The organism is Geomobilimonas luticola (assembly GCF_018476905.1).
Classification (GTDB): domain Bacteria; phylum Desulfobacterota; class Desulfuromonadia; order Geobacterales; family Geobacteraceae; genus Geomobilimonas; species Geomobilimonas luticola.
Genome location: NZ_JAHCVK010000003.1, coordinates 105191 through 129980 on the forward strand (window position 1 = coordinate 105191; position 24790 = coordinate 129980).

The 24790-nt window shown below is 60.9% G+C and carries 24 protein-coding genes; 10 read left to right on the forward strand and 14 right to left on the reverse strand.

The window, feature by feature from the left end; translation table 11 throughout:
• Positions 1–66 precede the first annotated feature (66 nt).
• The 4 genes from KI810_RS09460 (at position 67) to KI810_RS09475 (ending at position 4740) form a co-directional block, all read left to right on the forward strand.
• Entirely contained in the window at positions 67–1194 is a 1128-nt protein-coding gene (locus tag KI810_RS09460) for a DUF362 domain-containing protein (protein WP_214175291.1), read from the forward strand.
• Positions 1195–1579: 385 nt separating this feature from the next.
• Entirely contained in the window at positions 1580–2788 is a 1209-nt protein-coding gene (locus KI810_RS09465; protein ID WP_214175292.1) for an efflux RND transporter periplasmic adaptor subunit, read from the forward strand.
• Complete coding sequence (locus KI810_RS09470; RefSeq protein WP_214175293.1) at positions 2789–3514, forward strand: ABC transporter ATP-binding protein; 726 nt, start codon at positions 2789–2791, stop codon at positions 3512–3514.
• Positions 3511–4740, forward strand: coding sequence for an ABC transporter permease (locus KI810_RS09475; RefSeq protein ID WP_214175294.1), 1230 nt, complete (start codon positions 3511–3513; stop codon positions 4738–4740). Before KI810_RS09470 ends, KI810_RS09475 begins: the two co-directional genes overlap by 4 nt.
• Positions 4741–4851: 111 nt before the next feature.
• Here KI810_RS09475 and KI810_RS09480 read toward each other — a convergent pair whose 3' ends face one another.
• The 8 genes from KI810_RS09480 to KI810_RS09515 all read right to left on the reverse strand — a co-directional run bounded on the left by KI810_RS09480 (position 4852) and on the right by KI810_RS09515 (position 11884).
• Positions 4852–6042 (reverse strand): phospholipase D-like domain-containing protein, encoded by a 1191-nt coding sequence (locus KI810_RS09480; protein ID WP_214175295.1) that lies wholly within the window; start codon positions 6040–6042, stop codon positions 4852–4854.
• 177 nt (positions 6043–6219) lie between these two features.
• Entirely contained in the window at positions 6220–6420 is a 201-nt protein-coding gene (locus KI810_RS09485) for a hypothetical protein (RefSeq protein ID WP_214175296.1), read from the reverse strand.
• A 45-nt stretch (positions 6421–6465) separates the two neighbouring features.
• Positions 6466–6687 carry a NifU family protein gene (locus KI810_RS09490; RefSeq protein ID WP_214175297.1) on the reverse strand — a complete coding sequence of 74 codons (222 nt, stop codon included), beginning with the start codon at positions 6685–6687 and terminating at the stop codon, positions 6466–6468.
• Positions 6688–6811: 124 nt separating this feature from the next.
• On the reverse strand, positions 6812–8221 hold the full coding sequence (locus KI810_RS09495; protein ID WP_214175298.1) for an aspartate ammonia-lyase: 1410 nt from the start codon (positions 8219–8221) through the stop codon (positions 6812–6814).
• 164 nt (positions 8222–8385) lie between these two features.
• The gene (locus KI810_RS09500) at positions 8386–8841 is read right to left on the reverse strand and encodes a ferritin family protein (protein ID WP_214175299.1); all 456 of its coding nucleotides are present in this window, start codon (positions 8839–8841) and stop codon (positions 8386–8388) included.
• The gene (locus KI810_RS09505; RefSeq protein ID WP_246525445.1) at positions 8841–9542 is read right to left on the reverse strand and encodes an HAD family hydrolase; all 702 of its coding nucleotides are present in this window, start codon (positions 9540–9542) and stop codon (positions 8841–8843) included. Before KI810_RS09505 ends, KI810_RS09500 begins: the two co-directional genes overlap by 1 nt.
• A gap of 63 nt (positions 9543–9605) precedes the next feature.
• Positions 9606–10763, reverse strand: coding sequence for a class I SAM-dependent methyltransferase (locus KI810_RS09510; protein ID WP_343213486.1), 1158 nt, complete (start codon positions 10761–10763; stop codon positions 9606–9608).
• A 143-nt stretch (positions 10764–10906) separates the two neighbouring features.
• A complete protein-coding gene (locus KI810_RS09515; RefSeq protein WP_214175300.1) occupies positions 10907–11884 on the reverse strand; it encodes a virulence RhuM family protein/type II toxin-antitoxin system death-on-curing family toxin in 978 nt (325 codons plus the stop codon).
• Between the two features lie 320 nt (positions 11885–12204).
• Here KI810_RS09515 and KI810_RS09520 point away from each other — a divergent pair, with 320 nt between their 5' ends.
• Positions 12205–12384, forward strand: a complete 180-nt coding sequence (locus KI810_RS09520) for a hypothetical protein (RefSeq protein WP_214175301.1) — start codon at positions 12205–12207, stop codon at positions 12382–12384.
• An 80-nt stretch (positions 12385–12464) separates the two neighbouring features.
• Here the strand turns inward: KI810_RS09520 and KI810_RS09525 are convergent, their stop codons facing one another.
• Together KI810_RS09525 and KI810_RS09530 are read right to left on the reverse strand one after the other, a co-directional pair.
• Entirely contained in the window at positions 12465–14825 is a 2361-nt protein-coding gene (locus tag KI810_RS09525) for a DNA/RNA helicase domain-containing protein (RefSeq protein WP_246525447.1), read from the reverse strand.
• A gap of 74 nt (positions 14826–14899) precedes the next feature.
• The gene (locus tag KI810_RS09530; RefSeq protein ID WP_214175303.1) at positions 14900–15259 is read right to left on the reverse strand and encodes a nucleotide pyrophosphohydrolase; all 360 of its coding nucleotides are present in this window, start codon (positions 15257–15259) and stop codon (positions 14900–14902) included.
• A gap of 382 nt (positions 15260–15641) precedes the next feature.
• Here KI810_RS09530 and KI810_RS09535 point away from each other — a divergent pair, with 382 nt between their 5' ends.
• On the forward strand, positions 15642–16187 hold the full coding sequence (locus KI810_RS09535; RefSeq protein ID WP_214175304.1) for a YgjV family protein: 546 nt from the start codon (positions 15642–15644) through the stop codon (positions 16185–16187).
• A gap of 1 nt (position 16188) precedes the next feature.
• Here the strand turns inward: KI810_RS09535 and KI810_RS09540 are convergent, their stop codons facing one another.
• Positions 16189–17187, reverse strand: coding sequence for a helix-turn-helix transcriptional regulator (locus tag KI810_RS09540; protein WP_214175305.1), 999 nt, complete (start codon positions 17185–17187; stop codon positions 16189–16191).
• Between the two features lie 366 nt (positions 17188–17553).
• On the opposite strand from KI810_RS09540, the gene KI810_RS09545 reads away from it, so the two are divergent.
• The 4 genes from KI810_RS09545 to KI810_RS09560 all read left to right on the forward strand — a co-directional run bounded on the left by KI810_RS09545 (position 17554) and on the right by KI810_RS09560 (position 21136).
• Complete coding sequence (locus tag KI810_RS09545) at positions 17554–17997, forward strand: hypothetical protein (RefSeq protein WP_214175306.1); 444 nt, start codon at positions 17554–17556, stop codon at positions 17995–17997.
• A 4-nt stretch (positions 17998–18001) separates the two neighbouring features.
• A complete protein-coding gene (locus tag KI810_RS09550) occupies positions 18002–18772 on the forward strand; it encodes an NRDE family protein (protein ID WP_214175307.1) in 771 nt (256 codons plus the stop codon).
• A gap of 102 nt (positions 18773–18874) precedes the next feature.
• Positions 18875–19633: a TSUP family transporter gene (locus KI810_RS09555; RefSeq protein ID WP_214175308.1), complete on the forward strand. Its 759-nt coding sequence runs from the start codon at positions 18875–18877 to the stop codon at positions 19631–19633.
• Between the two features lie 243 nt (positions 19634–19876).
• The gene (locus KI810_RS09560; RefSeq protein ID WP_214175309.1) at positions 19877–21136 is read left to right on the forward strand and encodes a glutaredoxin family protein; all 1260 of its coding nucleotides are present in this window, start codon (positions 19877–19879) and stop codon (positions 21134–21136) included.
• Positions 21137–21154: 18 nt separating this feature from the next.
• On the opposite strand, the gene KI810_RS09565 is transcribed toward KI810_RS09560, so the two are convergent.
• The 3 genes from KI810_RS09565 to ftsZ form a co-directional block, all read right to left on the reverse strand.
• Complete coding sequence (locus tag KI810_RS09565; RefSeq protein ID WP_214175310.1) at positions 21155–21577, reverse strand: tetratricopeptide repeat protein; 423 nt, start codon at positions 21575–21577, stop codon at positions 21155–21157.
• 49 nt (positions 21578–21626) lie between these two features.
• On the reverse strand, positions 21627–23303 hold the full coding sequence (locus tag KI810_RS09570; RefSeq protein ID WP_214175311.1) for a radical SAM protein: 1677 nt from the start codon (positions 23301–23303) through the stop codon (positions 21627–21629).
• Between the two features lie 322 nt (positions 23304–23625).
• Positions 23626–24783 (reverse strand): cell division protein FtsZ, encoded by a 1158-nt coding sequence (gene ftsZ / locus KI810_RS09575; protein ID WP_214175312.1) that lies wholly within the window; start codon positions 24781–24783, stop codon positions 23626–23628.
• Positions 24784–24790 lie beyond the last annotated feature (7 nt).

Here is a 24790-nt window from a genome sequence, read left to right on the forward strand (position 1 = left end):
GACTCTTTCAACTGTCTAATTTGAAACACTTTGACAAGCCGGCCGGAAACACCCTATAGTCGCACCATGCACATCGTCACCATCGAACGGGCGGCAAGCTACGACCGCCCCCTCGTCAAAGACGCCCTCACCAACCTCCTGGAACCTCTGGGGGGGATGGAGGCCTTCGTCCGTCCCGGCGAACGGGTTCTCCTCAAGGCGAATCTCCTCACCGGCAAGCCGCCGGAAAAAGCGGTCACCACCCACCCCGAAGTGGTGAGAGGGGTCATAGAACTGGTGCAGAGAGCCGGAGGGATAGCGCTCGTGGGGGATTCCCCCGGCATCGGAGGCTTGAACTGGGTGGCGGAAAAATCCGGCATCCTCGCGGTTATCCGGGCAACCGGCGCCCAGCTGGTGGAGTTCGCCAACCCGCAGGAAGTGCCGGGTTCCGGCATGTTCAAGCGGTTCGCCCTGGCGGAGGCATACCTGGCAGCCGACAAGGTCATCAACCTCCCCAAGCTCAAGACCCATGAGATGATGACCATGACCTGCGCCGTGAAGAACCTGTTCGGGACGGTGGTCGGGACCGCAAAGGCGGGGTGGCACCTGAAGGCGGGGGCCGACCGGGAGATGTTCGCCCGCATGCTCCTGGAAATCTACCTGCTGCGACCACCCGAGCTGACCATTGTGGATGCGGTCACCGCCATGGAGGGGGACGGTCCCTCGTCCGGCGAGCCACGCCAGGTCGGGCTGCTGCTGGCAGGGACCAATCCGGTGGCGGTAGACGTGATCGCCGCCGAAATCGCCGGCATCCCCAACAAACTCCTCTATGTGGAACGGGCGGCCCGCAAGCTCGGCCTGGACGGCGCCGACCGCGCCACCATCGCCACCCGCGGCCTTCCCCTTCCGGAGGCACGGGTCACGGCGTTCCGCCTCCCCCACATTTCCGATGTCCAGTTCGGCCTCCCCTCCTTCCTCAAGAACCGGCTCCGGCACTATCTTACCTCCCGCCCCTGTGCAATCCCCGAAAAATGCCGGCACTGCGGCATCTGCGCCGACGCCTGCCCCCCCCGCGCCATCTCCGTCAAGGATGGCAGACTGGTCTTCGACTACCACGCCTGCATCCGCTGCTTCTGCTGCCGCGAACTCTGCCCCGACGGAGCGCTCGACGTGCAGGAAGGGGCCCTGCTGCCTTTAATAAAGAAATTTCTATAACCATATTTAATCGGCGGCCCCGTTGACAAGCTGAGGGGTGAGGATTATCATAAGGACATCCTCCGGGAATTATCAGCGAGGGAAGGAACACCACAGCGAAAGGAGACCTACTGAGTTATGTGGACTACAATCTATATGCTTCGCCCGGTAACCCGCTGCAAAGAAGGTTGCCCTAGTTAGCCCGCCGGCAGTTGACGGCGGGCGTAAGAAACCGGCCCCCTGCGCATCACATGCAGGGGGCTTTTTTGTTTCGGCCGGAGTGAGGACGGTGTATAGTAACGCTTGACAAAATATCCCAGAAACTGAACAATTGTTCAGCTGAACGTTTGTTCAGCATCCGCATAACGCCAGCCGTACTTCACATAAGCTCGAACCGAGGTCGTCAATGAAGAAATTCCTCATCCCTGCCGCTGTCATCCTCGTGGTGGCGGCCGGCATCGCATTTTTCACCCTGAAAAAGAAACCGGAGGTTACCTACAAGACCGCAACGGTCGAGCGGGGTGACATCGTGGCCGCCGTGTCCGCCACCGGCAACCTGGCGGCAGTGGTCACGGTACAGGTGGGGACCCAGGTCTCCGGCACCATTCAGAAACTCTTCGTCGACTTCAACTCCCCCGTAAAGAAGGGGCAGGTCATTGCCCAGATCGACCCGTCCCTCTTCGCAGCGCAGGTGGAGCAGACCCGGGGGAACTTTCTTGCCGCCCAGGCCAACCTGCTGAAGGCAAAGGCTGACTTGAACGATGCCCGACGGAGCCTGGAGAGAAACCGCCAACTCCTCAAGGACGGCATCATCGCCCAGAGCGACTTCGATACGGCTGAAACGCGCCACGACCAGTCAACCGCCACCGTCAAGGCGGCCGAAGGGACCGTCGCCCAGACCCGCGGCGCCTTCGGCCAGGCCGAGACCAATCTCCGCTATGCCACCATCCGCTCGCCGGTGGACGGCATCGTGGTCTCCCGCAACGTGGATGTGGGTCAGACCGTCGCCGCCTCGTTCCAGACCCCGACCCTCTTCACCATCGCCCAGGACCTGACCCGGATGGAGATCGACACCAGCGTGGACGAGGCGGACATCAGCCGGATAAAGGTCGGTCAGCAGGTCACCTTCACCGTTGACGCCTACCCGGAAAACCAGTTCAAGGGGAGCGTGCGGCAGGTGAGAAATGCCCCGATCGTCACCCAGAACGTGGTTACCTATGTGGTGGTGATCGACGTGGACAACAAGGAGCTGAAACTGAAGCCGGGGATGACCGCCAACGTCAGCATCGAAACGGCCCGCAAGGAGAACGTTCTAAAGCTCCCCGCCGCCGCCCTCCGCTTCAGGCCCAAAGCGGGCAAGGACGCAAAAGGGAAGCCCGGTACAGCTGCGGCGCCCCGCAAGATGAAAAAGGAAGCCGGCCAGCAGGTCTATATCCTGGGCCAGGAGAACAAGCCGGTGCCGGTACCGGTCAAGACCGGCATCAGCAATGACGGCCAGGTGGAAATGCTGGAAGGGAACCTCAAGGAAAACGATGAAGTCATCGTGGAGCAGGCAGCATCGTCCCCGAAGAAACCGGATGGGATGGGGAGCAGGCCGATGGGGCCGAGGTTCTGAATGGATGACGTAGTAAAGGTCACGGACGTCACCAAGGTCTATACCATGGGGGACCAGCGGGTGGAGGCCCTGAAGGGGATATCCTTCAGCGTCCGGCGGGGAGAGTTTGTCGCCATCATGGGGGCGTCGGGAAGCGGCAAATCAACCTGCATGAACATGCTCGGCTGTCTCGATGTTCCGACCGGCGGCGAATACCTGCTGGAAGAGGTCAATGTCGGGAAGCTGTCCGGTAACGAACTGGCGGAGATCAGGAACCGGAAGCTCGGCTTCGTCTTCCAGGGGTTCAATCTCCTGGCACGGACCACCGCCCGGGAAAACGTGGAACTCCCCCTGGTCTACGCCCGCATACCGGCAGCGGAGCGGCGGGAAAAGGCCCTGGCAGCACTGGCACAGGTGGGGCTCGCCGGGAGGGAGGACCATTATTCGAACCAGCTTTCCGGCGGCCAGCAGCAGCGAGTGGCCATCGCCCGGGCACTGGTCAACGACCCGTCCATCATCATGGCCGACGAACCGACCGGCAACCTGGATTCGAGAACCTCCATCGAGATCATGTCCATCTTCCAGCAGTTGAACCGGCGCGGCATCACCATCCTCATGGTCACCCACGAACCGGACATTGCGGCCTATACCGGGCGGCACCTCATTTTCCGTGACGGCCTCATCATATCCGATACGCCGAATGCCAACCCCCATACGGCAGAAGTTCCCCGGGGGGAGACACCATGACGACCCTCTGGCAAAGCCTTCTGATCGCCATGCGGGCGCTCCGCGTCAACAAGATGCGGGCGCTGCTCACCATGCTCGGCATCATCATCGGTATCGCGGCGGTCATCGCCATGGTCGCCATCGGCGCCGGTGCGAGCAAGATGATCTCCGACCAGATTTCCAGCATGGGGAGCAACCTGCTCCTCGTCCTCCCCGGTTCCACCACGAGCGGTGGGCTTCGCAGCGGTTCCGGTGGAGCACCGACCCTCACCTACGACGACGCCAGGGCGATAAAGGCCGAATGCCCCTCCGTGGCCGAGGTTGCCCCCACGGTACGGGGCTCCGCCCAGGTCGTCTACGGCAACCAGAACTGGTCCACCATCGTCCTGGGAACAACACCGGATATGCTCACCGTCAGGGACTGGCCGGTCTTTGCCGGGAGAAATCTCTCCCCGTCCGACGTGGATGGAGCGCTCAAGAACTGCATTATCGGCCAGACCGTGGCCGACAACCTCTTCGGCGATGCAGACCCCATCGGCAAGATCATCCGCATAAAAAAAATCCCCTTCACCGTCGTCGGGCTCCTTGACAGGAAGGGGCAGTCCCCCCAGGGGACCGACCAGGACGACGTGGTCTTCGTGCCGCTCCGCACCGCCCAGCGCAAGCTGTTCGGCAGCCAGTTCCCCAACACCGTCGGCGCGATGATGGTCCAGGCGAAGGACGCCGCCGTGCTGGACCAGGCACAGGAGGAAGTGACCGCGCTCCTTGACCAGCGTCACCGGATCGGTCCCGCCAGGGAACGGGACTTCACCGTCAGGAACCTGTCGGAAATCATGGCCGTTGCCGAGCAGTCGTCCAGGGTGATGTCGATCCTCCTCGGTTCAGTCGCCTCCATCTCCCTCCTCGTCGGCGGCATCGGCATCATGAACATCATGCTCGTGTCGGTGACGGAACGGACCCGGGAAATCGGGATCCGGATGGCCATTGGCGCCAAGCAGCGGGACATCCTCCTCCAGTTCCTCACCGAGGCGGTGCTCCTCACCACCGTCGGCGGGATCATCGGCATGGGGCTCGGCGTGGTCGGGGCGATGGTGGTATCAAAGCTGATGGACTGGCCGACCCTCATCTCGTCAACGGCAATCATCATCGCCTTCCTCTTCTCGGCCGGCGTCGGCGTCTTCTTCGGCTTCTACCCCGCCCGGAAAGCAGCTTCCCTCAACCCCATCGACGCCCTCAGGTACGAATAGAAACCGTAAGGGGGGTACTGTCATGAGAGAGCGACTGATCACTGCTTCGTCGTGGCTCTTGGCTCAATGGAGCAAAAAGCAGCCGATCCTGTCTGAGCCCATTCAACCGGTTCAAAGAAACCAGCTGACCGGGGAGCAGAGCCTCTCCATGAACTGCACCAGCCACCCCCGCCGCTGGTGTTCCTCCAGCCCCACCCGCCGGGAAAAGGCCAGGTCGTGCTGGAACATGGCCGCCACCCTCGTACCGAAATCATGGCTGTCAACGATGACGTTCACCTCGTAGTTGCGGTGGAAACTCCGCTGGTCCAGATTGGCGGAGCCGATGACCGACCAGCAGTCGTCGATGAGCATCACCTTGGCATGCAGCACCTTTCCCTGCCGTTCGTAGATCTCGACCCCACCCTTGAGCAGCTGGGCGTAGTAGCTCCGGCTCACCAGCCGTACGAGCGGCACATCGCTTACCGCAGGGAGGATGAGCTGCACCCGCGCCCCCCTGCCTGCGGCCCGCAGCAGTGAGCGGACGATGCGCGGACCCGGAATGAAATACGGGTTCATCACCTTCACGCTGCCGGCTGCCCCGGCAATGGCCATCCGGAAGGCGTTGCGGATGAGGGAGCGGTTGTGGTGGGGCCCCCCGTTCACGATCATCACCTGGGCATCCCCCGCCTCGGCGTCCCAGCAGCTGAAGGCGGCAAGTTCATCGCCGCCGCTCCCCCGCTCCGACTGCCAGTTATCCCGGAACAGGCTGAACAGCTCGCAGACTGCAGGCCCTTCGAGACCGAGTCCCACGTCCCGCCAGCGACCGGCAGTCTCCCCGTTCCCGCCGTATTCGTCGCCGATGTTGAGCCCCGCAACGAAGGCGACCCGGCCATCGACGATGGCCAGCTTGCGGTGGTCACGCCGGTCGAACCACCCCAGCCCCCTCCGGAACGGGGGTGGATTGAAGGGCCTGCAACGCACCCCTCCCTTTTCCAGTCGCCGGAAATACGCCCCCGGCGTATCGAAACAGCCGATATAGTCATAGAGGAGGAAGACCTTCACCCCGCGGGCCGCGGCGGCCAGCAGAATGTCGGCAAAGACCCCGCCGGTCGCATCGTCATGGATGATGTAGAACTCCAGGAAGATGGTCTGCTCGGCCCGGCGCAGGGCCTGGAAGAACGGGGGGAAAAACTCGCCGCCGTCCTGGTAGAACTCCAGCCGGTTGCCATGGGAAAAAACGGCGTCAGTGTTGCGCCGGAACCAGCGGAAAAACCGCGGGGTCCGCACCAGGTGGTACGCTCTTTTGCGCCTCAGCAACGACATCTTTCCCGTCCGCTCCGGGGCTGCGGGTGCAGTTCCCGCCCCTTTGTCATCATGGTTAGAGTATAGCAAAAATAAAGGCGCGGTGGTATCCCGCGCCTTCGTAATGTGCTATCAAACAGGGCACGACGGAGATGCTGTCTTCTCCGCTCCCCGTCGCAGTGGTTTCACCGCTCACGGCTACTCTTCGTAAGCGATGACCCGCACCAGTCCGATCGTCTCCCCCTTGTCGTCGGTGGTGGGGGAGTCGGAAACGGAGATCAGCTTCCTGATGCCGTTCCCGGCGATGAACTCGTTGACCACCGCGTCCAGTTGCTGCAGCTCCTGCATGGTTTTCAGCGGCCGAATCTCCATTCCGAACGACTTCACCTTGAGAGCCATAGCGCCACCTCCTTTGCCGCCCGCCGGCGGCCATCCAGAGCCTGGTTACACCGACACCACTTCCTTGACCCCCGGCACCTTCTCCTTGAGAGTCCTCTCGATTCCCATCTTCAGGGTCATGGTGGACATGGGGCAGTGACCGCAGGCCCCTACCAGTTTCACCCTGACAATACCGTCATCGGTCACTTCCACCAGCTCCACGTCCCCACCGTCCGCCTGCAGGGCGGGCCGGACCAACTCAAGCACCTTCTTCACCTCTTCGATCATTGCCTCTCTCCTTTTCTCTATTATAGACAACCAGTTGATTGCCGGACACACGCTTGCGCCCTTACCATTCACCATTCACCATTCACCATTCACCATTCACCATTCACCATTCACCATTCACCATTCACTGGTCACCGCTTTTCCCCGGCACCCCCGGGCTCGTCAGGGGATAGGGCTCCATGATGGCCGCCAGCCGCTCCGGCTCCAGGAGCCGACGGGCCAGCACGATATCCCTGATACTCTCGCCGGTCCGGGCCGACTCCTTGGCCACGTCGGCCGCCGCCGCGTAGCCTATGTAGGGGGCCAGCACCGTCACCAGGCCGAGGGAATCGTCCAGGTAGCGCCGGCACCGCTCGACATTGGCGGTGATCCCGTCGATACACCCTTCCGCCAGCCTGACCACCGTATTCCGGAGGATCCCCATGGCAAAGAGGAGGTTGTGGGCGATCACCGGCATCATGACGTTGAGCTCCAGCTGACCTGCCTGGGCCGCCAGGGTGATGACCGTATCGGCACCGATGACCTGGAACCCCACCATGTCGGTCACCTCCGGCAGCACCGGGTTCACCTTCCCCGGCATGATGGAGGAGCCGGGCTGCAGCGCCGGCAGGGCGATCTCGTTAAGGCCGGTGCGGGGGCCGGAGGCGAGCAGGCGCAGGTCGTTGGCGATCCGGACCAGGTTGATTGCCGTCCCCTTGAGGGCCGCGCTGCAGGCCACGAAAGGGTCCATGTTCTGGGTCGTCTCCACCAGGTTTGCCGTCCCCCGCAAGGGAAATCCCGTCTCCCGGGCCAGTTCCGCCACCACCAGCTCGATGTAGCGGGGTTCGGCGTTGAGGCCGGTGCCGATGGCGGTGCCGCCGAGCCCCAGCTCGCACAGGCCGGGGAGCGTCCGCTCCAGTCCCGTCAGGTTCTTCTCCAGTGCCACCGCGTAGGCCTCGAATTCCTGACCGAGGCGAAGGGGCACCGCGTCCTGGAGATGGGTACGACCCGACTTCAGGACCTGATCGAACTCTTTCCCCTTCCTGAGCAGGGAGGCAACCAGTCCCGCCAGGGCCGGTCCGAGGGAGGCATGGAGGCGCAGGGCGGCCAGCCGCATGGCGGTGGGGATGACATCGTTGGTGGACTGGGCCATATTGACATGGTCATTGGGGTTCACCCGGCCGTAGACGCCGCGTTCTCCCCCGAGAAGCTCTTCGGCCCGGTTGGCGAGCACCTCGTTGACGTTCATGTTATGGGAGGTACCGGCCCCCGCCTGGAAGGGGTCCACCACGAAATCGGCATCGAACCGGCCAGCCAGGGCCTCGTCGGCGGCCCGGACGATGGCATCGCCGATCTCTACGGGCAACCGCCCCGTGGCCATATTGGCCCTGGCGGCGCATTTCTTGATGACCAGGGTCCCCCAAACCAGCGCGGGGTGGGGACGAAGCCCGGAAATGGGAAAATTGGCCACCGCCCGTGCCGTCTGCGCCCCGTAGTAGGCGTCCGCCGGGACCTCGACAAGCCCGAGGGTATCCTTTTCCGTCCGTGTAGTCATGGGTATGTTTCCAAGCTTGCTCCCTGAAAACTTCCTACATCACCAGAAATGAGCAATTTTTCGTCCTATCAAGGCTGTCGAGGGATTGCGCGGAGGCGTAGCACTGCTACGCCGCACAAGTGATCCCGAAGACTTACGCAGATAGGGCGGAAAAGGGCCATTTCCTACTTTAGTCCGTTCAGTTTCTCCGTGATCACCCGCAGATGCTCCCGCTCCTCGTCCAGCAAGGTCTGCAGCATTCCCTTGCCGTCCGGGTCGGTGGTCTTCCCGATGAGGTCGCCGTAGTAGGCAATCCCCTTCTTCTCGATCTCCTGGGCGATCTCCAGCGCCTCCCGGTCCCCCGTATCGAAACCGACGTGCTTCTCTGCCGGCCCGTCCGGCTCAAGTTCGATGGTGGAACCGCCATAGAATACCCAGCGGCCCCCTTCGTGCAGGGAGGTATAGAGCTCGTTGAGCTTCAGGTAATGCGCCTCCTCGGTCCGCGCCAGCCAGTGGAACACCTTCTTTCCCCCCGGATTGAAGGTCTTCTGCTCGGCCTTCGTGTAGTAGTCGAAGGTTTCCTTCTCGATCTCCATGGCCCGCATGATCGCGTCCAGCACCGCTTTCCTCTCCTCGCTCATCAGCTCTCCTCGCTCGTGAATTTTATCAGGTTCAGCAGCTCCTCCACGTTCTTCGCCAGGAATACCGCGCTCCCGAGGGACGCGGGAAGGCGCAGGTCGATGTCGTAGCGGTCTCCGACGAAGAGACACTCCACCGGCTTTCGCCCCATGGCCTGGAGTATACCGTCCAGAGTTGGCTGGTCCGGTTTGGGGCGCCAGGTGTCCTCAATGGTGAAAACGTGGTTGAACATCCCGCCGACCCCGAGGGACTTCATGATCCGGTTCGTCAGGGCGCGGTTATTGTTGGTGTAAATGGCGAGTTCGAAACTCTCACCCAGGACCCGGAGGAGTTCCCCCACCCGCTCGTCCCGCTTCAGGTAGCGCTCCGGCTCAATCTCCGTCGAAAACCGCCGGTGCAGTTCGCGGACATCCCCTCCCAGCTCTATGATGGCCATGGTGAGGGGTGTATCGACGCCGCTCGCCGCCGACAGCATCTTCTTGGTGGCCCGGATGAGCGCCGCAGCCCCCACCAGGTCGATCCGCTTCAGTTCGGCGATGTAGCGGCTGGCAGCCAGGTTGATCTCCCGGCCGAGGTCATTGCTGACATAGAGGGTACCATCGAGGTCGAAGACAATTGCTCGCAGATCGTTCAGCACGTCGAAGCGTCCTTTCGCTCCCCGCGGGGGGGGATCGGCCGGGTTTCGCGGAGAACCGGCCTGCATGAGGGAACTATCCGCGACGGGCGTCGCGGACAGTCTTTAAGTCTAACAGCTGGCGGGTAACTGTCAAAAGCTTTTGCCCCAGTCCCGCATGCAGAGGAGCCGGGGATTCTCCACCCCCCTGGACTGGATGAGGACCCTGAAGGTGTCCCCCATGCCGCCGTCGGGGAGAAGCAGCTTCTTCAAAGCCAACCGGTGCCTGATCCGCTCCGGCTCGGTGGTGGCCTTTGCCTCCAGGGCCAGGAGCTCCTCCATCATCCCCGCCCCCATGAGAAAGCGGTACTGCTCGCCGAACCAGACATCCTGAAGTCCCAGTTCGGCGCCACGCAGGCTCAGGCTGGTGAAGTCCACATGGCTCGTGATGTCCTGCTCGCCGGGGCGGATGTAGGGGTTTTCCTCGATGGTATGGCGGTGGTAGCAGAGGAGGGTGCCGTTGAGGCGATGGGAAGAGTAGAGTTCAGCGGCAGGGTAGCCGTAGTCGATGGTCATGACGAAGCCGCGGACCAGGGAACGGGCGACCCCGGCCAGCCAGTTGCCGGCCGCCAGGTTGATCTCGGCCCGCTGCCCCTCCACCAGCCGGATGCCGATCCGGTCCAGGTAGGCCTGGAGATCCGGCGTGGATGGCGCTTCCAGCACTTCCGCCAGCTCGCCGTCCCGGGCGGTCACGTACACCTCCCGCAATCCGTCGGCGGTCATTTCCACCATATGGGTCGGCAGGGCGTCGATCAGTTCGTTGGAAAGGATGCAGCCGGTGATGGCAAGATCGCCGGCGGCCAGGTCGGCGGGGGAGCTCCAGGCACCCCTGGCGGCATGCTCTCCCAGCATGAGGCGCTGGGCATCGGCCAGGGACGGCTCTGCCTCGATGAAGCGATAGGTGAGGCCTGCATAAAGAGACGGAGCGAGCTCGGCAATGGCGCCGACGATATCACTGGCCAGGCGGCCGTTCCCCGCCCCGACTTCGACGATCTGGAAACCGGCGGGTTGCCCCATGATCTCCCACATGCGGCATATCTCCCGGCCGATGAGCCGGCCGAACACCTCGTGGACGTTGCTGCTCGTGTAGAAATCCCCCTCCGCCCCCACCTTGCGCCCCGGCGACGTGTAGTAGCCGAGACCCGGCTCGTAGAGGCAGGCGGCCATGTACTCGGCAAAGGTGAGCGGTCCCCGGGCCCCGATACGGTCGACGATAATCTTCAGCAAAGGTGTAGTCAGGTTCTCTTCCACGGCATACCCCCGAAAGTCTTATTGTATAGAGCATTGCGGGTGGTTTGTCAACGTGCGGGGACGGGAGCTGTTCTTCCTCTCCAACATCCTCGGCGACCAGCCGGAGCTGTTCCCCGCGAGCTTTGGATGCTGGTGTGTCATGATCAGTCGTTGCATCGGTTTATCAGATTGACGATCACCTTAACGATCGTTTCCTTCTCTTCTGGTTTGCTTTCGGCTATCAGCAGGGTCAATGCCACCAAGGCATTGTCGGCCAGCCTTTTGGAGCCATCGGGGCGGTAGAGAATGGCGTTCATGCCAAGAAAGTAGATAAACAGGGCGGCGGCGATCCGCTTGTTGCCGTCGCTGAAAGCGTGGTTCTTGACGACGAAGTAGAGGAGGTTCGCCCCCTTCTCCTCAACGCTGGGGTAGAGCTCCTTGCCGTCGAAGGTCTGGTAGATGGTGCCGAGAGCACTCTTGAACCCTTGGTCCTTTTCCAGACCGAACAGGCCGTCGAACTCGCCTTTCATGGCATTGACGATGCCGATCCCCTCGGCGTAGTCGATGGAGTGCAACACCTGGCGGGTTGTTCCCTCGATGGCCAGGGTGCCGTGGTCGTAGCGGTCCAGAGTCGCCAGAGCATAGGCATAATCGTTGATGACCCGCAGGACATCTTTACCCGTGTCGCTCACTAGTTTCTGCGTCGTCAGGGTGCGCTCCAGCAACTCCATGGTCCGCCGCATCTCCTGCAGCTTGGCCGACTCCTCCCGCAACCGCTGCTCGTTGACCGTGTACCCCTTGACGATATGGTCGCGCAGCACCTGGGTCGCCCACTGTCGGAAGCGGGTCCCCTGCTGGGACTTGACCCGGTAGCCGACGGAGATGATGACGTCGAGGTTGTACATAGTCACCGGCTTGTCGGAAAAAGCAAAGTGCATATTTTGCACATTGCTTTTTTCATCCAGCTCCCCCTCAGCAAAAACATTACGCAGATGCTTGGTTATAACGCTTCGCTCACGCTGGAACAGCTCTGCAATTTGCTTCTGGGTCAACCAGACAGTATCGTGATCAAGATGAACCTGGAGAGCTGTTGCGCCGGTCTCAGCCTGATAAATAACAATATCGCCCTTCTCGGAATTCATATCACTACTTTCCTTTGACTGTTTAGTCGCCGCTGAACTACCGAGTATTTCTCGGTCGTTCCAGTTTGTGCAAAAAATGCATCAAGTGAAAAGAGGTGGCAGCTATTTCCAAAATGGAAACTGTTGCCATTTCTGTTAGTATCCGAGCAACGGCCTTCTAAGCCGTGGGTTACAACACACCAGACTTAGGATCTGATGCGTAAGCCCGTCAGGCGCATAACCCGAAGACCAAGTCATGGGCACGCAAGATTCAGGTTCTTGTGCTCGTAAGGGACTTAAAATCCCTCGGTTCTACTCGGTGAACATGGTATGATTTGTTCATGAAAAAGTCACTTCTTGAAACCAATCCTTATCTGAGAGATCCGGAAATGCGAAAGAAGATGATGCGCAGGTCAATCATCTCTTCCAGTGCCATTGAAGGTATTTATATCACCGAAGAAGATTTGGATCGTTTCGATAGAGAAAAGGCCGAGAAAGAATCTTCTGATACTTCCCGCTAAGACTCTCCCCCACAATCCCCCTTATTTCAGACGCCTATTCGCCCACAAATGCTCGTTGCTGGATCGTCTGAAGCAGTATTTCATCCAAGCACCACCACTAACTCCGCAACCACCCGCAACTCCTCCGCCTGATCCTTACTCAGGACAATCGGTTCATATCCTGGCAGATAACTGTCCGGTCGCAAAATGATTGATAAGTGCCGCCACGAACCATCAGCAAGGTTCTCCTTCGTACTCTCGTAAATTTTGACGGTGTAATGGCCGCTGGTATCAGTATCGGCAATCTCCCGATGCGAAGCCAGGACGACCTTGCCGTTACGTGAACCTGCTGAAGCGATTCGAAATAAGCACCACGCCCCATTTGGAATTCTCCTATTCATAGATTCACCCACTACTTGGGCAACAAAAAGACCCTTTTGTGAACGAAAAGCTTCCGGTAATTCTACCCATTCACAGTCGTCAAGCTGCTGCTCGTCACTGAACCCGCCGGCGGCGATCTTGAGGTCGTAGAGCGGCACACAGTTCTCGTACGGCCGTACTTCACCCGGCCCTAAACGGCGAAACGGCAGAACCGTTGCAGGTTCTTCATGTGCCGGCATCACCGGCTTCTCGGTGACCGCCTCCACTGCCGGGACGGCCTGCATCCGGCCGGCGAAGAACCGGCGCGTTTCATCATCGACGAAGTAAACGTAGCACCCCTTCTGACCGCGGGTCATGAGGGTCCGGTAGGTGTTCTTGATGATGGCGTCGAGCCGTACTGCCCCCCCTTCGGGATCGTCCTTGAGCAACTTTTTCCACCCCTGAATGGACTTGTCCATTCTCGACCGCTCGGCCGGCCGGGTCAGCACGCGGCCGTCGCGGACGACGAGGTCCGGCCCGACGATGACGCCAATATAGTCTACCTCTAACCCCTGGCAGGTATGGATGCACCCCACCTCACTGGCTGAGTCGGGTTTGATGATCCATGCCTGGCCGTCAGTCTCCAGGTTCCAGGTTGCTCGGTAGTCGCCGATGACTATGTCCTTCAGCATGGGATTCTTCTTACTGATCCAGTCCCAGCAGTAGCCGGCCACCATCCGCGCCTTGTTGCTTAGCTTGTTCTTCTCCCGGATCAGGTCGTGCAACTCCGCCGGGAAGTCGACGATGCGGAAGTCGTATTCACGGGTATCCAAAGTTTCATTTGCCGTCTCACAAATCTGCAGGCTGTTGTCGAGCCACGCCAGGTAGCCATTGGAACCATTGCACCGGAACTGGGATTCCAGGCTCACCTCAACGACCTCCGCACCGAGTTTCTTCGCCCAGGTGCGGATTGCCTCCTTGTCACCGATATCCTTCAGGGTCACCTTTTGGTCTTCGTCGATGAAGAAAATACTCAGCTTACTGGCGCTGATGATCTCCTTGATCTGGTTCTCCCCCAGGTGGCTGAACATGCCGGACTTCTCGTTCAGCCGATGCGCCTCATCAACAATGAGACAATCGAACGTATTGGGTGGAACCGCATGGAACGAACCCGAACCGGAAAACATATTGGAGATGCGTGTCTTCCTGAAGTGGCCGGTAAGTCGTGCCTCATAGACGAGCCGGGGGGCCGAGTTGCGGGTGACATACTGAACGACGTGATCCTTGCCGGTAAGCGACACTAGGGAATTGATCGCCACGACCGACTTGCCGGTACCCGGTCCCCCCTCGACGATCAGGACCTTCTTGTCACGCTCCGAAGCCTGCTCTGCCAGCCATTTCGCCTTCTCGAACACCATCTTCTGGTCGTCGATCAGGACGAATTCCCGGTTGCCGTGGAGCATTGACGCCAACTCGTCGGCTAGGTTCTTGGACGGCTTGATCTTGCCGTGCTCGATCCGGTACATGATCCGGGTCGTGTCGCCGTACCTGACGTGGGACTTGATGAACTGCTGCAGCTTCAGGGCATCGGGCTTGAGGAAAACCGGTGCTTTTTTGAGGTAATCCCCGTAGAACGGATTGGTGATCACCCCGTCGTCTTCGTAGTTATGCAGGTAGGCGCACGGGTACAGCCCTATATGCTCTTCCTGTACGGTCTGGTTGAAGTCTTCCAGCAGTTGCTTGTAGGACCATGCCTGGTAGGACGGGTGGAGGGTTTCGGCGGGACCGCGCTTGAACCGCGTGATGACGATGGCATCGCTCCGAGTCAACTCTGCTTTCTCCCACTGCTTCAGTTCGACGAGAATGGCCGACTCGCGCCGGTCCCTGTCCTGGCCGGTAAGGATGAAGTCGATGCGTTTGGAGGTCTGCGGGAGGTGGTACTCGATGGCAACGCCGGCATCAAAGGGAATCTCGTTGTCTCTCAGAACTCGCTCCATGTACTCCAAGGAGCTCTTCCAAGAATGGATTTCAGACTTGCCGGTAGTCCTTCCCGTGGCTGACTCGAAGGCGCTATGAATGATGCCGTCGATATCGTTCGTCATCACATCATCGTGAAACCTGGCTTTAGTGGCGGAATAGACGATCAATGCTTGCCTCTGTGAATTCTGATATTGGCTTAAAGCTTGGTGTATTTGGTATTTTTCCCTTTTGCCTTCTCTACGGGATATTTCCGTTCACTTTTCTCGATCTTCCGCAGCAAAGCCTTGGTTAGATCGATATCGAACCGCTGGGAGAAGCGAAGCAAAAAAAAGAGGACATCGGAAAGTTCGTCCTCAATCTCCTCTTTCTGCTGTGGATTGCTTAAAAGTTCCAGCGCCTGTTCTTCCGAAAGAAAGCGGAAATGTTCGAGCAACTCTGAAGCCTCCGTTATGACACCAATGGCCAAATCTTTTGGCCCATGAAACTGGTCCCAGTCACGTTCTTCGCAGAACTTCTGAACGTTAAGGGTAATCTCTTCGATAGTTTTCTTGCTCATGAATCAGCAGATCCTTTCCGCTTGTCCAGTCTCATCACCGTTCAATTCCATTCCCAACTTCGAAGGGGAGAGATAAGTTCCTAAGAACGTACGTCGGTGGTCCAACAAGGTCCATTCTTGAACAAAAAAGCCGCTCCATCAGCTCTCATGCTGACACAGCGACCCTGTTAACCTGCGCTTCCGCCTTCCATCCACCCCTCCCGGGCACGACATGACAAAACCCTAACCTTCATACACCCCGAGAGACAGAACTGTCAAGGGATTAAGGGCTGCAAGCATCGGGAATCTTTCCCCTTGAACATCTCACCAGCTTTGACTAGAGTGATATGAGCGACAGAAATTCGATGGTTGCCAGAAGTGAAACCGTCGCAGGAGTAGACCGGTGGAATTTTTCTCCCTCTCCCAGTGTGTGGGATATGTAGCCTTCGTTCTCGGCGTCATCGCCTTCTTCCAGAAGAAGGACCGCCCTCTCAAGTTCTACGTCGGCCTGGAAAGCCTCGCCTACACCGTCCATTTCTTCCTGCTGGGGAACACCCCCGCCGCGGCGAGCGCGCTGATCACCAGCGGCCGCTCGTTCCTGGCGATGAAGACCCGCTCCCTTAGCTTGACCGTCATCGTAATCGCCGCCAACGTCTCCGTCGGCCTTGCCCTTGCCGGAAACGGCACCGGCTGGCTGCCGGTGATCGGCTCGTGCATCTCTACCTATGCCATGTTCACCATGCGGGGCATTCCCCTGCGGCTGGCGATTCTCGTCAGCACCTTCTGCTGGCTGGCGAACAACATCATCAGCGGCTCCATCGGCGGCACCCTGCTCGAAGCCGTCATCGCCACCGTCAATACCTATACCATTGCCCAGATGTTCAGGTTATCCGCAAAAACCCGCGCCGAAGAACCAGCCGGGGAGCCCCTGCCTTTTACTAAGGGGTAAGCTACCCCTTGCCGTACACCCCCGCCAGCTCCGCCGCGATACTCCCCATCTCCTCCCGCAGTTCCGCCGGTTCCAGCAGTTCGGCGTGGCGGCCGTAGGAGAGGACCCAGGCGACGATCTCCATCCGCCCCCCCGCCTGGAAAGAGAGGACCACACTCCCCCCCTCTTCCTCCACCAGCCGCTGGGTCGGGTGCCAGAGCCGGTCCCGCACCATGTGGGCCACGGTGGCGTCGAACCGGACCCGGACCGGCAGCGCCGCCTCATCCACTATGCCGAAGGCCGATTTCAGCTGTTCCTCCGGCCGGAAATCCTCGGGCATCTCGAAGCGCTCCCGCGTCACCTCCACCCTGGTCAGCCGCTCCACGGCAAAGGTCCGGAGCGCCTTGCGGTTATGGGCGTAACCGAGAAGGTAGAGCCCCCCCTTGTAGAAGAGGAGAGTATAGGGGTCAACCTGGTAGGAGGCCGCCCGCCCTTCCCCTCCTGCCCGGTAGCCGATGGTGACCCGGTACTGGTAGAGGAGGGCATCGCGCAGGAGTTTCAGCTCTTCCGCCACCCGCCCGTAGTCCCGCGCCCCCTGGAGCAGCGGCAGGGACACCCGGGCGATCCGCTCCATGTGGGCCGCGTAGCGGGGGGGGAGGACAGAATTGACCTTACGGAACACCGCTTCCATGTCGTCCCGGAAGGGGGTCCCCTTGAGGAAGTCCAGCTGGGAGCGGAGAAAGGAGAGAGTGAGCAGCTCCTGGAGGGTGAAGTTGATGGGGGGGACGTCCTTGAAGCGGGTAAGGAAGCGGTAGACCTTGCGCCCCTCCTCCCATTCGGAGACGAGGGGGTACCCCGCCTCCTGGATGGCATTCAGGTCCCGGTGGATGGTGCGCCGGTTCACTCCCCCCTCTTCCGCCAGCTCCTCGATGGTGATGCCGTGGCGCGCCTCGATGAGGCGGATGATGTCGTGCACCCGTCCCGCCTGGGAATACTTTTTCGCCGGCTTTCCCTTCTTCATTCGACCTCCCCGTCAACGCTGAATTCCGTTTGCGACAGAATACTACCCTGTTTCACTCCCTGGCGGAAGCAAAAAGGCCGGCGGTCCGCCGGCCTCTCCCCTTGATGCGATGCATGTGGATTCCATCTCTTCATGGTGTATACTATGTGTTGCACTGTCGGGGGTTACTAAGGAACATGCTGACTTCTCGGCATCGTTTCTTCCCCCACCCAACCCTCCCCCGCTGGGGGAGGGCAAAGTGTTCTCCCCCCGGAGGGGGGAGGCAGGAGGGGGGAATACGAGTAGTCAGGTCCCTTCTGATTAACGCCAGACAGGTTTCCTCGGGTGGTTAACAACACGGAGCGTCTCCGTCTCAGGGAGGAGCACATGACATATCGGCTCATGATGGTAGCAGTAACCGCTTTGCTGCTGGCTTCCTGCCACGGGTATGCGCAACCCCGCTTCGACCCGGCCCACTACCCCCGCACCTATAAGCAGTTCGACCTGACCCTCTCCTGGCGGGTGGATCGGTCAGCCACGGCATATACCGTCGAGGGATTTGCCCGGAACACCCGCTATGTCTCCGTGCACGATCTGGAAATTACCGGCACGCTCCTGGACGGGAGAGGGAAAAAGCTCTCCGAGGCGACCTTTTTCTTCTTCCCCCGCCAGTTGTCCATGGACGAGGACACCCCCTTCACCCTCAACCTCCCCCTCGCCCCGGGAGAAACACCGGAAAAACTCAGGCTCTTCTACCGCTACCGGGCCTCGGAAGGGGGAGATGGGGACAAGATCCACCACTTCCAGTCATTCGAGGTGGAGCCCCGCTGACGCCATGTGCCTGATTCTCTTTGCCCACGACTGCCACCCGTTCTACCGGCTGGTCCTGGCCGCCAACCGGGACGAATTCTACGACCGCCCCACAGCACCGGCCGCCTTCTGGGACGACGATCCATCCATCCTGGCGGGACGGGATCTGAAGGTGGGGGGGACCTGGTTCGGCATCACCACCACCGGCCGGCTCGCCGCCATCACCAACTACCGGGACCTGGCCTCGCACCGGCCGAATGCCCCCTCCCGCGGCCTGCTCGTGAGCGACTTCCTGCAAAGCTCCCTTCCGGCCGAGACGTTCCTGGCCGAGCTTGCGGCGAGCAACCCGGGCTACAACAGCTTCAACCTCGTCTGCGGCACCCCGGAAAGCCTCTGGCACTATTCCGACCGGGGAGGCCCGCCTGCCCCCGTTTCCCACGACACCCACGGCCTGAGCAACCGGCTGCTGGACACCCCCTGGCCCAAGGTGAGCCGGGGGAAGGCAGCCCTGGCCGATATCGTGCAGCGCCACGACCGGATCGAACCGGCGGAACTGTTCGCCATCCTCGCTGACCGCACCGTGGCAGCTGACCAGCTTCTCCCCGATACCGGCGTCGGCCTGGAACGGGAACGGCTCCTCTCCCCCCTCCATATCGCCAGCGCCGACTACGGCACCCGCTCCGCCACCGTCCTGCTCGTTGGAAGGGACGGATTGGTGGAGTTCATCGAGCAGACCTTCAACGGCGCCATGGAACCGGTCGGCTCCACCCACCAGACGTTCCGCCTCGCCGGCTGACCTGCCGGTCGACATCCGCGAATACCACCTTATCAAGAGGGCGCCGTTGTGCTATAGTGCCGGTCGCCGTCCCCACTTTCCCTTCGCCCACCCGGAACTCCCATGACCATCTCCTACTGGCTCCTGCCGCTTCTCTTCGCCACCGGCCTCGTCGCCGGGCTGGTGGATGCAATCGCCGGCGGCGGCGGGCTGATCACCCTTCCGGTGCTCCTCTGGACCGGCATCCCCCCCCAGTATGCCCTCGGCACCAACAAGCTCCAGTCCACCTTCGGGTCGGGAAGCGCCATGGCCCACTTCGCCGGAGCCGGCACCATCACCCTCAAGGAGAGCCTGGAAGGGATCGCCTTCACCGCCATCGGAGCCGCCGCCGGAGCGCTGACGGTGCAGCGCCTCGACCCCGGCTTTCTCAGGGGCATCATCCCCTTCCTCCTCCTCGCCATCGCCATCTACACCCTGCTGACCCCGCGCCTCGGGCTGGAGGACATCCATCCCCGCCTGGCCAAGTTCCCCTTCTACCTCTGCGGCGGGCTCGCCATCGGTTTCTACGACGGGTTCTTCGGCCCCGGTACCGGCTCCTTCTGGGTGATCGCGCTCATGCTCGGCCTCGGCTACAACATGACCACCGCCACCGGCTACACCAAGGTGATGAACTTCACGAGCAACATCGTTTCCCTCGCCATGTTCATCCTCGGAGGGCACGTCTATTACACCGCCGGGCTGGTGATGGGGGTGGGGCAGCTCATCGGCGCCCAGGTCGGCGCAGGCCTCGTCCTCTCCCGAGGGGCACGGTTCGTCCGACCGATCTTCATCACCATGTCCCTCGCCATCACCGCCAAGCTCCTCTTCGATTACTACCGATAACGCCTCGTTATCCCCTTCCACTACTCAAGCTGTACATTCAAGTCTCGCAGCTCCCCTGCAGATGGTACGAACCGCAGTATACTTGTATGATTGATAGAAACTGACGCATGATTCGCACGCACCAGGTTTGCTGGTGTGTACCTGCTTTCAGGCTGATTTTTCTTTGTCTCTGCGTCTAGCGTCTGCTTCTCTTTGCAGGTTGAATACGCCTGTTTCACTCTGCTCCGGACGGGATAGTTCGCCATGAAACGGTTGGCACTGACAGTCGCGGCGATGGTTCTGGTTCTGCTGGGGGGCTTTTCTGCTGCCGGCTCCGCGGAACGTGGAGCTGTGGGAAAGGATGGGGGGAAGGTCGTTCTCTCATTTTTCTGGGGGGAAGGGTGCCCCCACTGCGCCCGGGCCAAACCGTTCCTGGAGGAACTTCAGCGCCGCTACCCGGCTCTCGTGGTCCGGGATTATGAGGTGATGGCACACCGGGAAAACCTGCCGCTCCTGGAAGATACGGCGAAACGTTACGGGGTGGAGGCGACCGGCGTCCCGATGATCTTCGTCGGCACCACAGTCATCGCCGGATTTTCGACGGAAAAGGGTGTGGAGATTGAGAACGCCGTGCAGAAAGAGTTGGTCGGTCTGAAGGGAGGAAAGAGCACGACAGGAACCGATACCGCTATCTACCTGCCGTTCATCGGGCGGCTTGAAGGGAGCGCCGTCTCCCTCCCCCTTTTCACCGTCATCATCGCCGCCGCCGACAGCTTCAACCCCTGCGCCTTCTTCGTCCTCTTCTTCCTCTTAAGCCTTTTGGTCCACGCCCGCTCCCGGAGCAGGATGCTCATCATCGGCGGGACCTTCGTCCTCTGCTCGGGGGTGGTCTATTTCCTCTTCATGGCGGCCTGGCTCAACCTCTTTCTCCTTGTCGGCCAGCTGCCCGCGGTGACCGTTGCGGCCGGGGTGATCGCCGTCGTCATCGCCCTCATCAACATCAAGGATTTTTTCCTGTTCCACAAGGGAGTATCCCTCACCATCCCCGAAGAGGCGAAACCGAAGCTCTTCGCCCGGATGCGCGCCCTCCTGCGGGCAAGCGCCCTCCCTGCCATGCTCGCCGGCACGGTGGTGCTGGCCCTTGCCGCCAACAGCTACGAACTTCTCTGCACCGCCGGCTTCCCCATGGTCTACACCCGGGTCCTCACCCTCAACCACCTTACGCCGCTCCAGCACTACCTCTATCTGGCCCTCTACAACGGAGTTTACATGGTCCCCCTGGCGATCATAGTCGCACTGTTCGTCGTGACCCTGGGGGGGAGAAAGCTCACCGCGTGGGAAGGGCGGGTCCTCAAACTCATCTCCGGGACCATGATGCTCGCTCTCGGCACCGTGCTCCTGGTCGCCCCGAACCTCCTCAATAACGCCCTCGTCTCCATCGCGCTCCTTGTCGTCTCAGTTGCCGTAGCCGGAGTGGTCATCCTGGTGACGAAACGGGTGCGACCCGACCTGGCAAGAAACTGACCCCCTGCATCTTTCGATCTATTTCTTCTCCTTGAGTTTCGCCAGGTTGTCGCAACCGTCCTTGTCCCCCAGGTCGCAGGCCTTCTTGAAGTCTGCCCGGGCCTTTTCCTTGTCCCCCTTGCCGATGAAAGCAACCCCACGGCTGTTGTACGCCTCCCCATACGCAGGCTTCAGGGCGACGGCCTTGCCGAGATCGGCAATGGCCTGGTCGTACTGGCTGTTCTGACGGTAGGCACGGCCACGGACAAAATAGAGCTCGGCAGAGTCTTTCTTGAGGGCAATCGCCCTGGTGTACTGCTCAATGGCCTGGGCATACTCCCCCTTTTTGTTGAATTCCACCCCCCGCCGGTACGGCTCCTTGAAATCGCCACCCGCAGCGGCGGCCAGGCCGGTCATACAGCAGAAGCTCCCCATCACCGCCACCATCCTGAAATGCACCATGGTATTCCCTCCTCGACATGCATTGGATTTAACCACATAGGTTGATTGCTTACGCTTGGTCGACAAACGCCAGCCGGTATTCCCGTTCGAGCCGCTCCCGGCTCCCCCTGGCAATGAAATCCCAGGGAAGGATCTCGTTCGGGGGGATGGTCCGGTACACCCAGCTGTCCGTATCGAACTGGAGCGCCTTGGCCGCCCGTTTCCAGCTTCCCGTCTCGTCCGCCTTGAGCAACAGCGCCGCCATTCGTCGGTCCCCCCGGGAAAGAAGCGCCTGGAGGTAAGCCTCCCGCGGGCTTTCCATCTGGAGGCGGACGTTGGAAAGCCGTCCCACTGACTTCTTGAGAAATTGCCCTTTCTTTTCCAGCGACTTCATGTCTTCCATGCCGCACCACTGGAAGGGGGTGAACGGCTTAGGGACGAAGGGGTTGACGGAGAGGACCACTTCGCCGAGGCGCCGGTTTGCCTTGGCCGCGGCAATGACCCGGGCGCGGATTTTCTCCACCAGGACAACCAGCTCCTCCAGGTCGGCCGTGGTTTCGGTCGGGAGGCCGATGATGAAATAGAGCTTCAGGTTGAGGATGTCGTTCCCGATGAGAAGGTCGCAGGCGGCCAGTATCTGATCCTCCGTGATATCCTTCTTCACCAGGTTGCGCAGCCGCTGGGACCCCCCTTCCGGCGCCAGGGCCACGGTCTTGTGGCCGCTCGCCTTCAGGACCGCGATCATCTCCCCGTCAAGCTGGTCGAGACGCAGGGACGACACCGACACCTTCCCCCCCTCCTGGAGGATGAAACGGCAGAGCTCGCCGATCCCTTTGAAATCGGAAACCGCCGCTCCCACGAGACCCAGCTTTTGCCGCTCTTTCAGCCCGCGTCGCACCTGAACCTTGATCTCCTCCAGGGAACGCTGCCGGTAGGGGAGGTAGATGAAGCCCGCCGCGCAGAAGCGGCAGCCACGTGGACAGCCGCGGGAGAGTTCGATGAGGTACATGTCGGCAAACTCGGTCCGGGGAGTGAGGAGTTCGGAGGTGGTGGCGTGCCGGTCCAGTTCCCCCAGCCACTGCCGCTCCACCAGCTCCGGCGCACCGGCCAGGGGGCGTCGTGTCACAATCCGCAGCCCGTCATATTCCAGCTCATGGAGGGAGGGAACGTAGATGCCGGGAAGCCGGGCGGCCCGGGCCAGCAATTCTTGCCGCCCCTCGCCCGCACCGCTCCGGAGCAGATCGAGAAGGGTCGGCAGAAGCGGCTCCGCCTCACCGATGCAGACCAGGTCGAGAAAATCGGCCACCGGCTCCGGGTTGAGGAACAGCGCCGCTCCACCCGCCATCACGAGGGGATGGGAACCGTCCCGCTCCTGCGCCAGCGGCGGTATCCCCGCCAGGCGGAAGATGGCCGGCATGTTGAGGTAGTCGCTCTCGAAGGAAACGGAAAAGGCGATGACGTGGAAGTCGGTGAGGGGGCGCTGGGACTCCAGGGAGAGGAGGGGGGTGCGGGACTTTTCGTACTCGGCAAGGTCATCGGGATCGGGAAGGAAGGCCCGCTCGCAGACCACGTCCGGATGGGCGTTCAGCTGGGAATGCACCGCCTGGAGGCCGAGATTGCTCATGGCTGTGTAATAGCGGTTGGGGTAGACGAGGCAGACCGTCAGCTTCCCCCCCCAGCCACGGGGCGATGCGCCCTCTTCCTCGGCCAGGAGCCGGCGGTATTTTTCGACTATTTTCCAGGACATGGGAAAAACGTACCACGAAACAGAAGGGGAACAAAGGGGAAAAAGACCCGGCCCCCCATGGAGGGGGAAAAACGGAGGGCCGGGCAGGGAAAGCCTCGCCGGCGGCAGGGGGACCACCGCCGGTCAGAACGCGTTACACGAACCTACTGCCAATAAATTACAAAATTCATCACCAGTGCATATTTCACAGCACCAGCGGAACGCGATTTTTTCGTTAGGGCAAGGCTGTCGAGGGAGCGCGCGGAGGCGTAGCCCAGCTACGCCGCACAAGAAAACCCGAAGACTTACGCAGCCCTGGCGGAAAAGGCGCGTTCCTCAACCGCTAGTCGACGGACTTGCGGAGAAATGTCGGAATATCGTACTGCTCCTCCTCATCCATGAAAAAGCTGTTCTGCCGCGCGATCCCCTGCCGCTGGTGCTTCTCGCGGATGAACGTCGGGATCTCCCGGTTGATTTCACTGACCCGGGGGGTCATGGTCGCCACATTCTCCTTCAGCTCCTGGCGGCTCTTCTGCACGTCGAACCGGTCACCGAAGCCGGTGGCTATGGCGGTCACCTTGATGGTGTCGGTCAGTGACTCGTCGATGACCACGCCGATGATGATGTTGGCGTCCTCGTGGACCTTCTCGTGGATGATCCGGTTGACGGCGTCGAAGTCGTCCATGGTCATGGAGGAAGAACCGGAGATGTTCACGAGCACCCCTTTGGCGCCTGAGATATCGATATCTTCCAGAAGCGGGCTGGATATCGCCTTGGTGGCCGCTTCCGCAGCCCGGTTGTCGCCGGTGGCGACACCGATACCCATCATGGCCATGCCGCGCTCGCTCATGATCGCCTTGACGTCGGCAAAGTCCACGTTGATGAAGCCGGAGGCGGTGATGAGGTCGGAAATACCCTGAACCGCCTGGCGCAGCACGTCATCGGACGGCTTGAACGCATCGAGAATGGTCATGGACTTCCCGGCGAGACCCAGAAGCCGGTCATTGGGGATGACGATGAGGGAGTCAACGTGCTTCTTCAGCTCCCGGATACCCTCTTCCGCCTTGGCCAGACGCTGCTTGCCTTCGCGGGAGAACGGCTTGGTCACCACACCGACGGTCAGCGCGCCCACTTCCCTCGCCACTTCGGCGATGACCGGCGCCGCACCGGTACCGGTACCGCCACCCATTCCGGCGGCGATGAAGATCATGTCTGCGCCCTTAAGCGCTTCCACCATCCGCTCCCGGTCTTCCATGGCCGCATCGCGCCCCACGTTCGGATTCGCACCGGCGCCGAGCCCCTTGGTCAGCTGGCCGCCGAGCTGGATCTTGGATGGCGCCTTGGCGTTTCTGAGCGACTGGGCATCGGTGTTGGCGACAATGAAGTCCACCCCGTTCATGCTGCAGCTGATCATGGTGTTGACCGCGTTCCCCCCGCCGCCCCCAACCCCGATCACCTTGATTTTCGCGCTCTGGTCAATGCTCTCATCGAATTCAAACATGTTACTT

Bases quoted from the DNA above. Each gene is read 5' to 3' on its own strand.
- KI810_RS09460 (WP_214175291.1), top strand. From the start codon at position 67: ATGCACATCGTCACCATCGAACGGGCGGCAAGCTACGACCGCCCCCTC.
- KI810_RS09465 (WP_214175292.1), top strand. From the start codon at position 1,580: ATGAAGAAATTCCTCATCCCTGCCGCTGTCATCCTCGTGGTGGCGGCC.
- KI810_RS09470 (WP_214175293.1), top strand. From the start codon at position 2,789: ATGGATGACGTAGTAAAGGTCACGGACGTCACCAAGGTCTATACCATG.
- KI810_RS09475 (WP_214175294.1), top strand. From the start codon at position 3,511: ATGACGACCCTCTGGCAAAGCCTTCTGATCGCCATGCGGGCGCTCCGC.
- KI810_RS09480 (WP_214175295.1), bottom strand. From the start codon at position 6,042: ATGTCGTTGCTGAGGCGCAAAAGAGCGTACCACCTGGTGCGGACCCCG.
- KI810_RS09485 (WP_214175296.1), bottom strand. From the start codon at position 6,420: ATGGCTCTCAAGGTGAAGTCGTTCGGAATGGAGATTCGGCCGCTGAAA.
- KI810_RS09490 (WP_214175297.1), bottom strand. From the start codon at position 6,687: ATGATCGAAGAGGTGAAGAAGGTGCTTGAGTTGGTCCGGCCCGCCCTG.
- KI810_RS09495 (WP_214175298.1), bottom strand. From the start codon at position 8,221: ATGACTACACGGACGGAAAAGGATACCCTCGGGCTTGTCGAGGTCCCG.
- KI810_RS09500 (WP_214175299.1), bottom strand. From the start codon at position 8,841: ATGAGCGAGGAGAGGAAAGCGGTGCTGGACGCGATCATGCGGGCCATG.
- KI810_RS09505 (WP_246525445.1), bottom strand. From the start codon at position 9,542: ATGCAGGCCGGTTCTCCGCGAAACCCGGCCGATCCCCCCCCGCGGGGA.
- KI810_RS09515 (WP_214175300.1), bottom strand. From the start codon at position 11,884: ATGAATTCCGAGAAGGGCGATATTGTTATTTATCAGGCTGAGACCGGC.
- KI810_RS09520 (WP_214175301.1), top strand. From the start codon at position 12,205: ATGAAAAAGTCACTTCTTGAAACCAATCCTTATCTGAGAGATCCGGAA.
- KI810_RS09525 (WP_246525447.1), bottom strand. From the start codon at position 14,825: ATGACGAACGATATCGACGGCATCATTCATAGCGCCTTCGAGTCAGCC.
- KI810_RS09530 (WP_214175303.1), bottom strand. From the start codon at position 15,259: ATGAGCAAGAAAACTATCGAAGAGATTACCCTTAACGTTCAGAAGTTC.
- KI810_RS09540 (WP_214175305.1), bottom strand. From the start codon at position 17,187: ATGAAGAAGGGAAAGCCGGCGAAAAAGTATTCCCAGGCGGGACGGGTG.
- KI810_RS09545 (WP_214175306.1), top strand. From the start codon at position 17,554: ATGACATATCGGCTCATGATGGTAGCAGTAACCGCTTTGCTGCTGGCT.
- KI810_RS09550 (WP_214175307.1), top strand. From the start codon at position 18,002: ATGTGCCTGATTCTCTTTGCCCACGACTGCCACCCGTTCTACCGGCTG.
- KI810_RS09555 (WP_214175308.1), top strand. From the start codon at position 18,875: ATGACCATCTCCTACTGGCTCCTGCCGCTTCTCTTCGCCACCGGCCTC.
- KI810_RS09560 (WP_214175309.1), top strand. From the start codon at position 19,877: ATGAAACGGTTGGCACTGACAGTCGCGGCGATGGTTCTGGTTCTGCTG.
- KI810_RS09565 (WP_214175310.1), bottom strand. From the start codon at position 21,577: ATGGTGCATTTCAGGATGGTGGCGGTGATGGGGAGCTTCTGCTGTATG.
- KI810_RS09570 (WP_214175311.1), bottom strand. From the start codon at position 23,303: ATGTCCTGGAAAATAGTCGAAAAATACCGCCGGCTCCTGGCCGAGGAA.
- ftsZ (WP_214175312.1), bottom strand. From the start codon at position 24,783: ATGTTTGAATTCGATGAGAGCATTGACCAGAGCGCGAAAATCAAGGTG.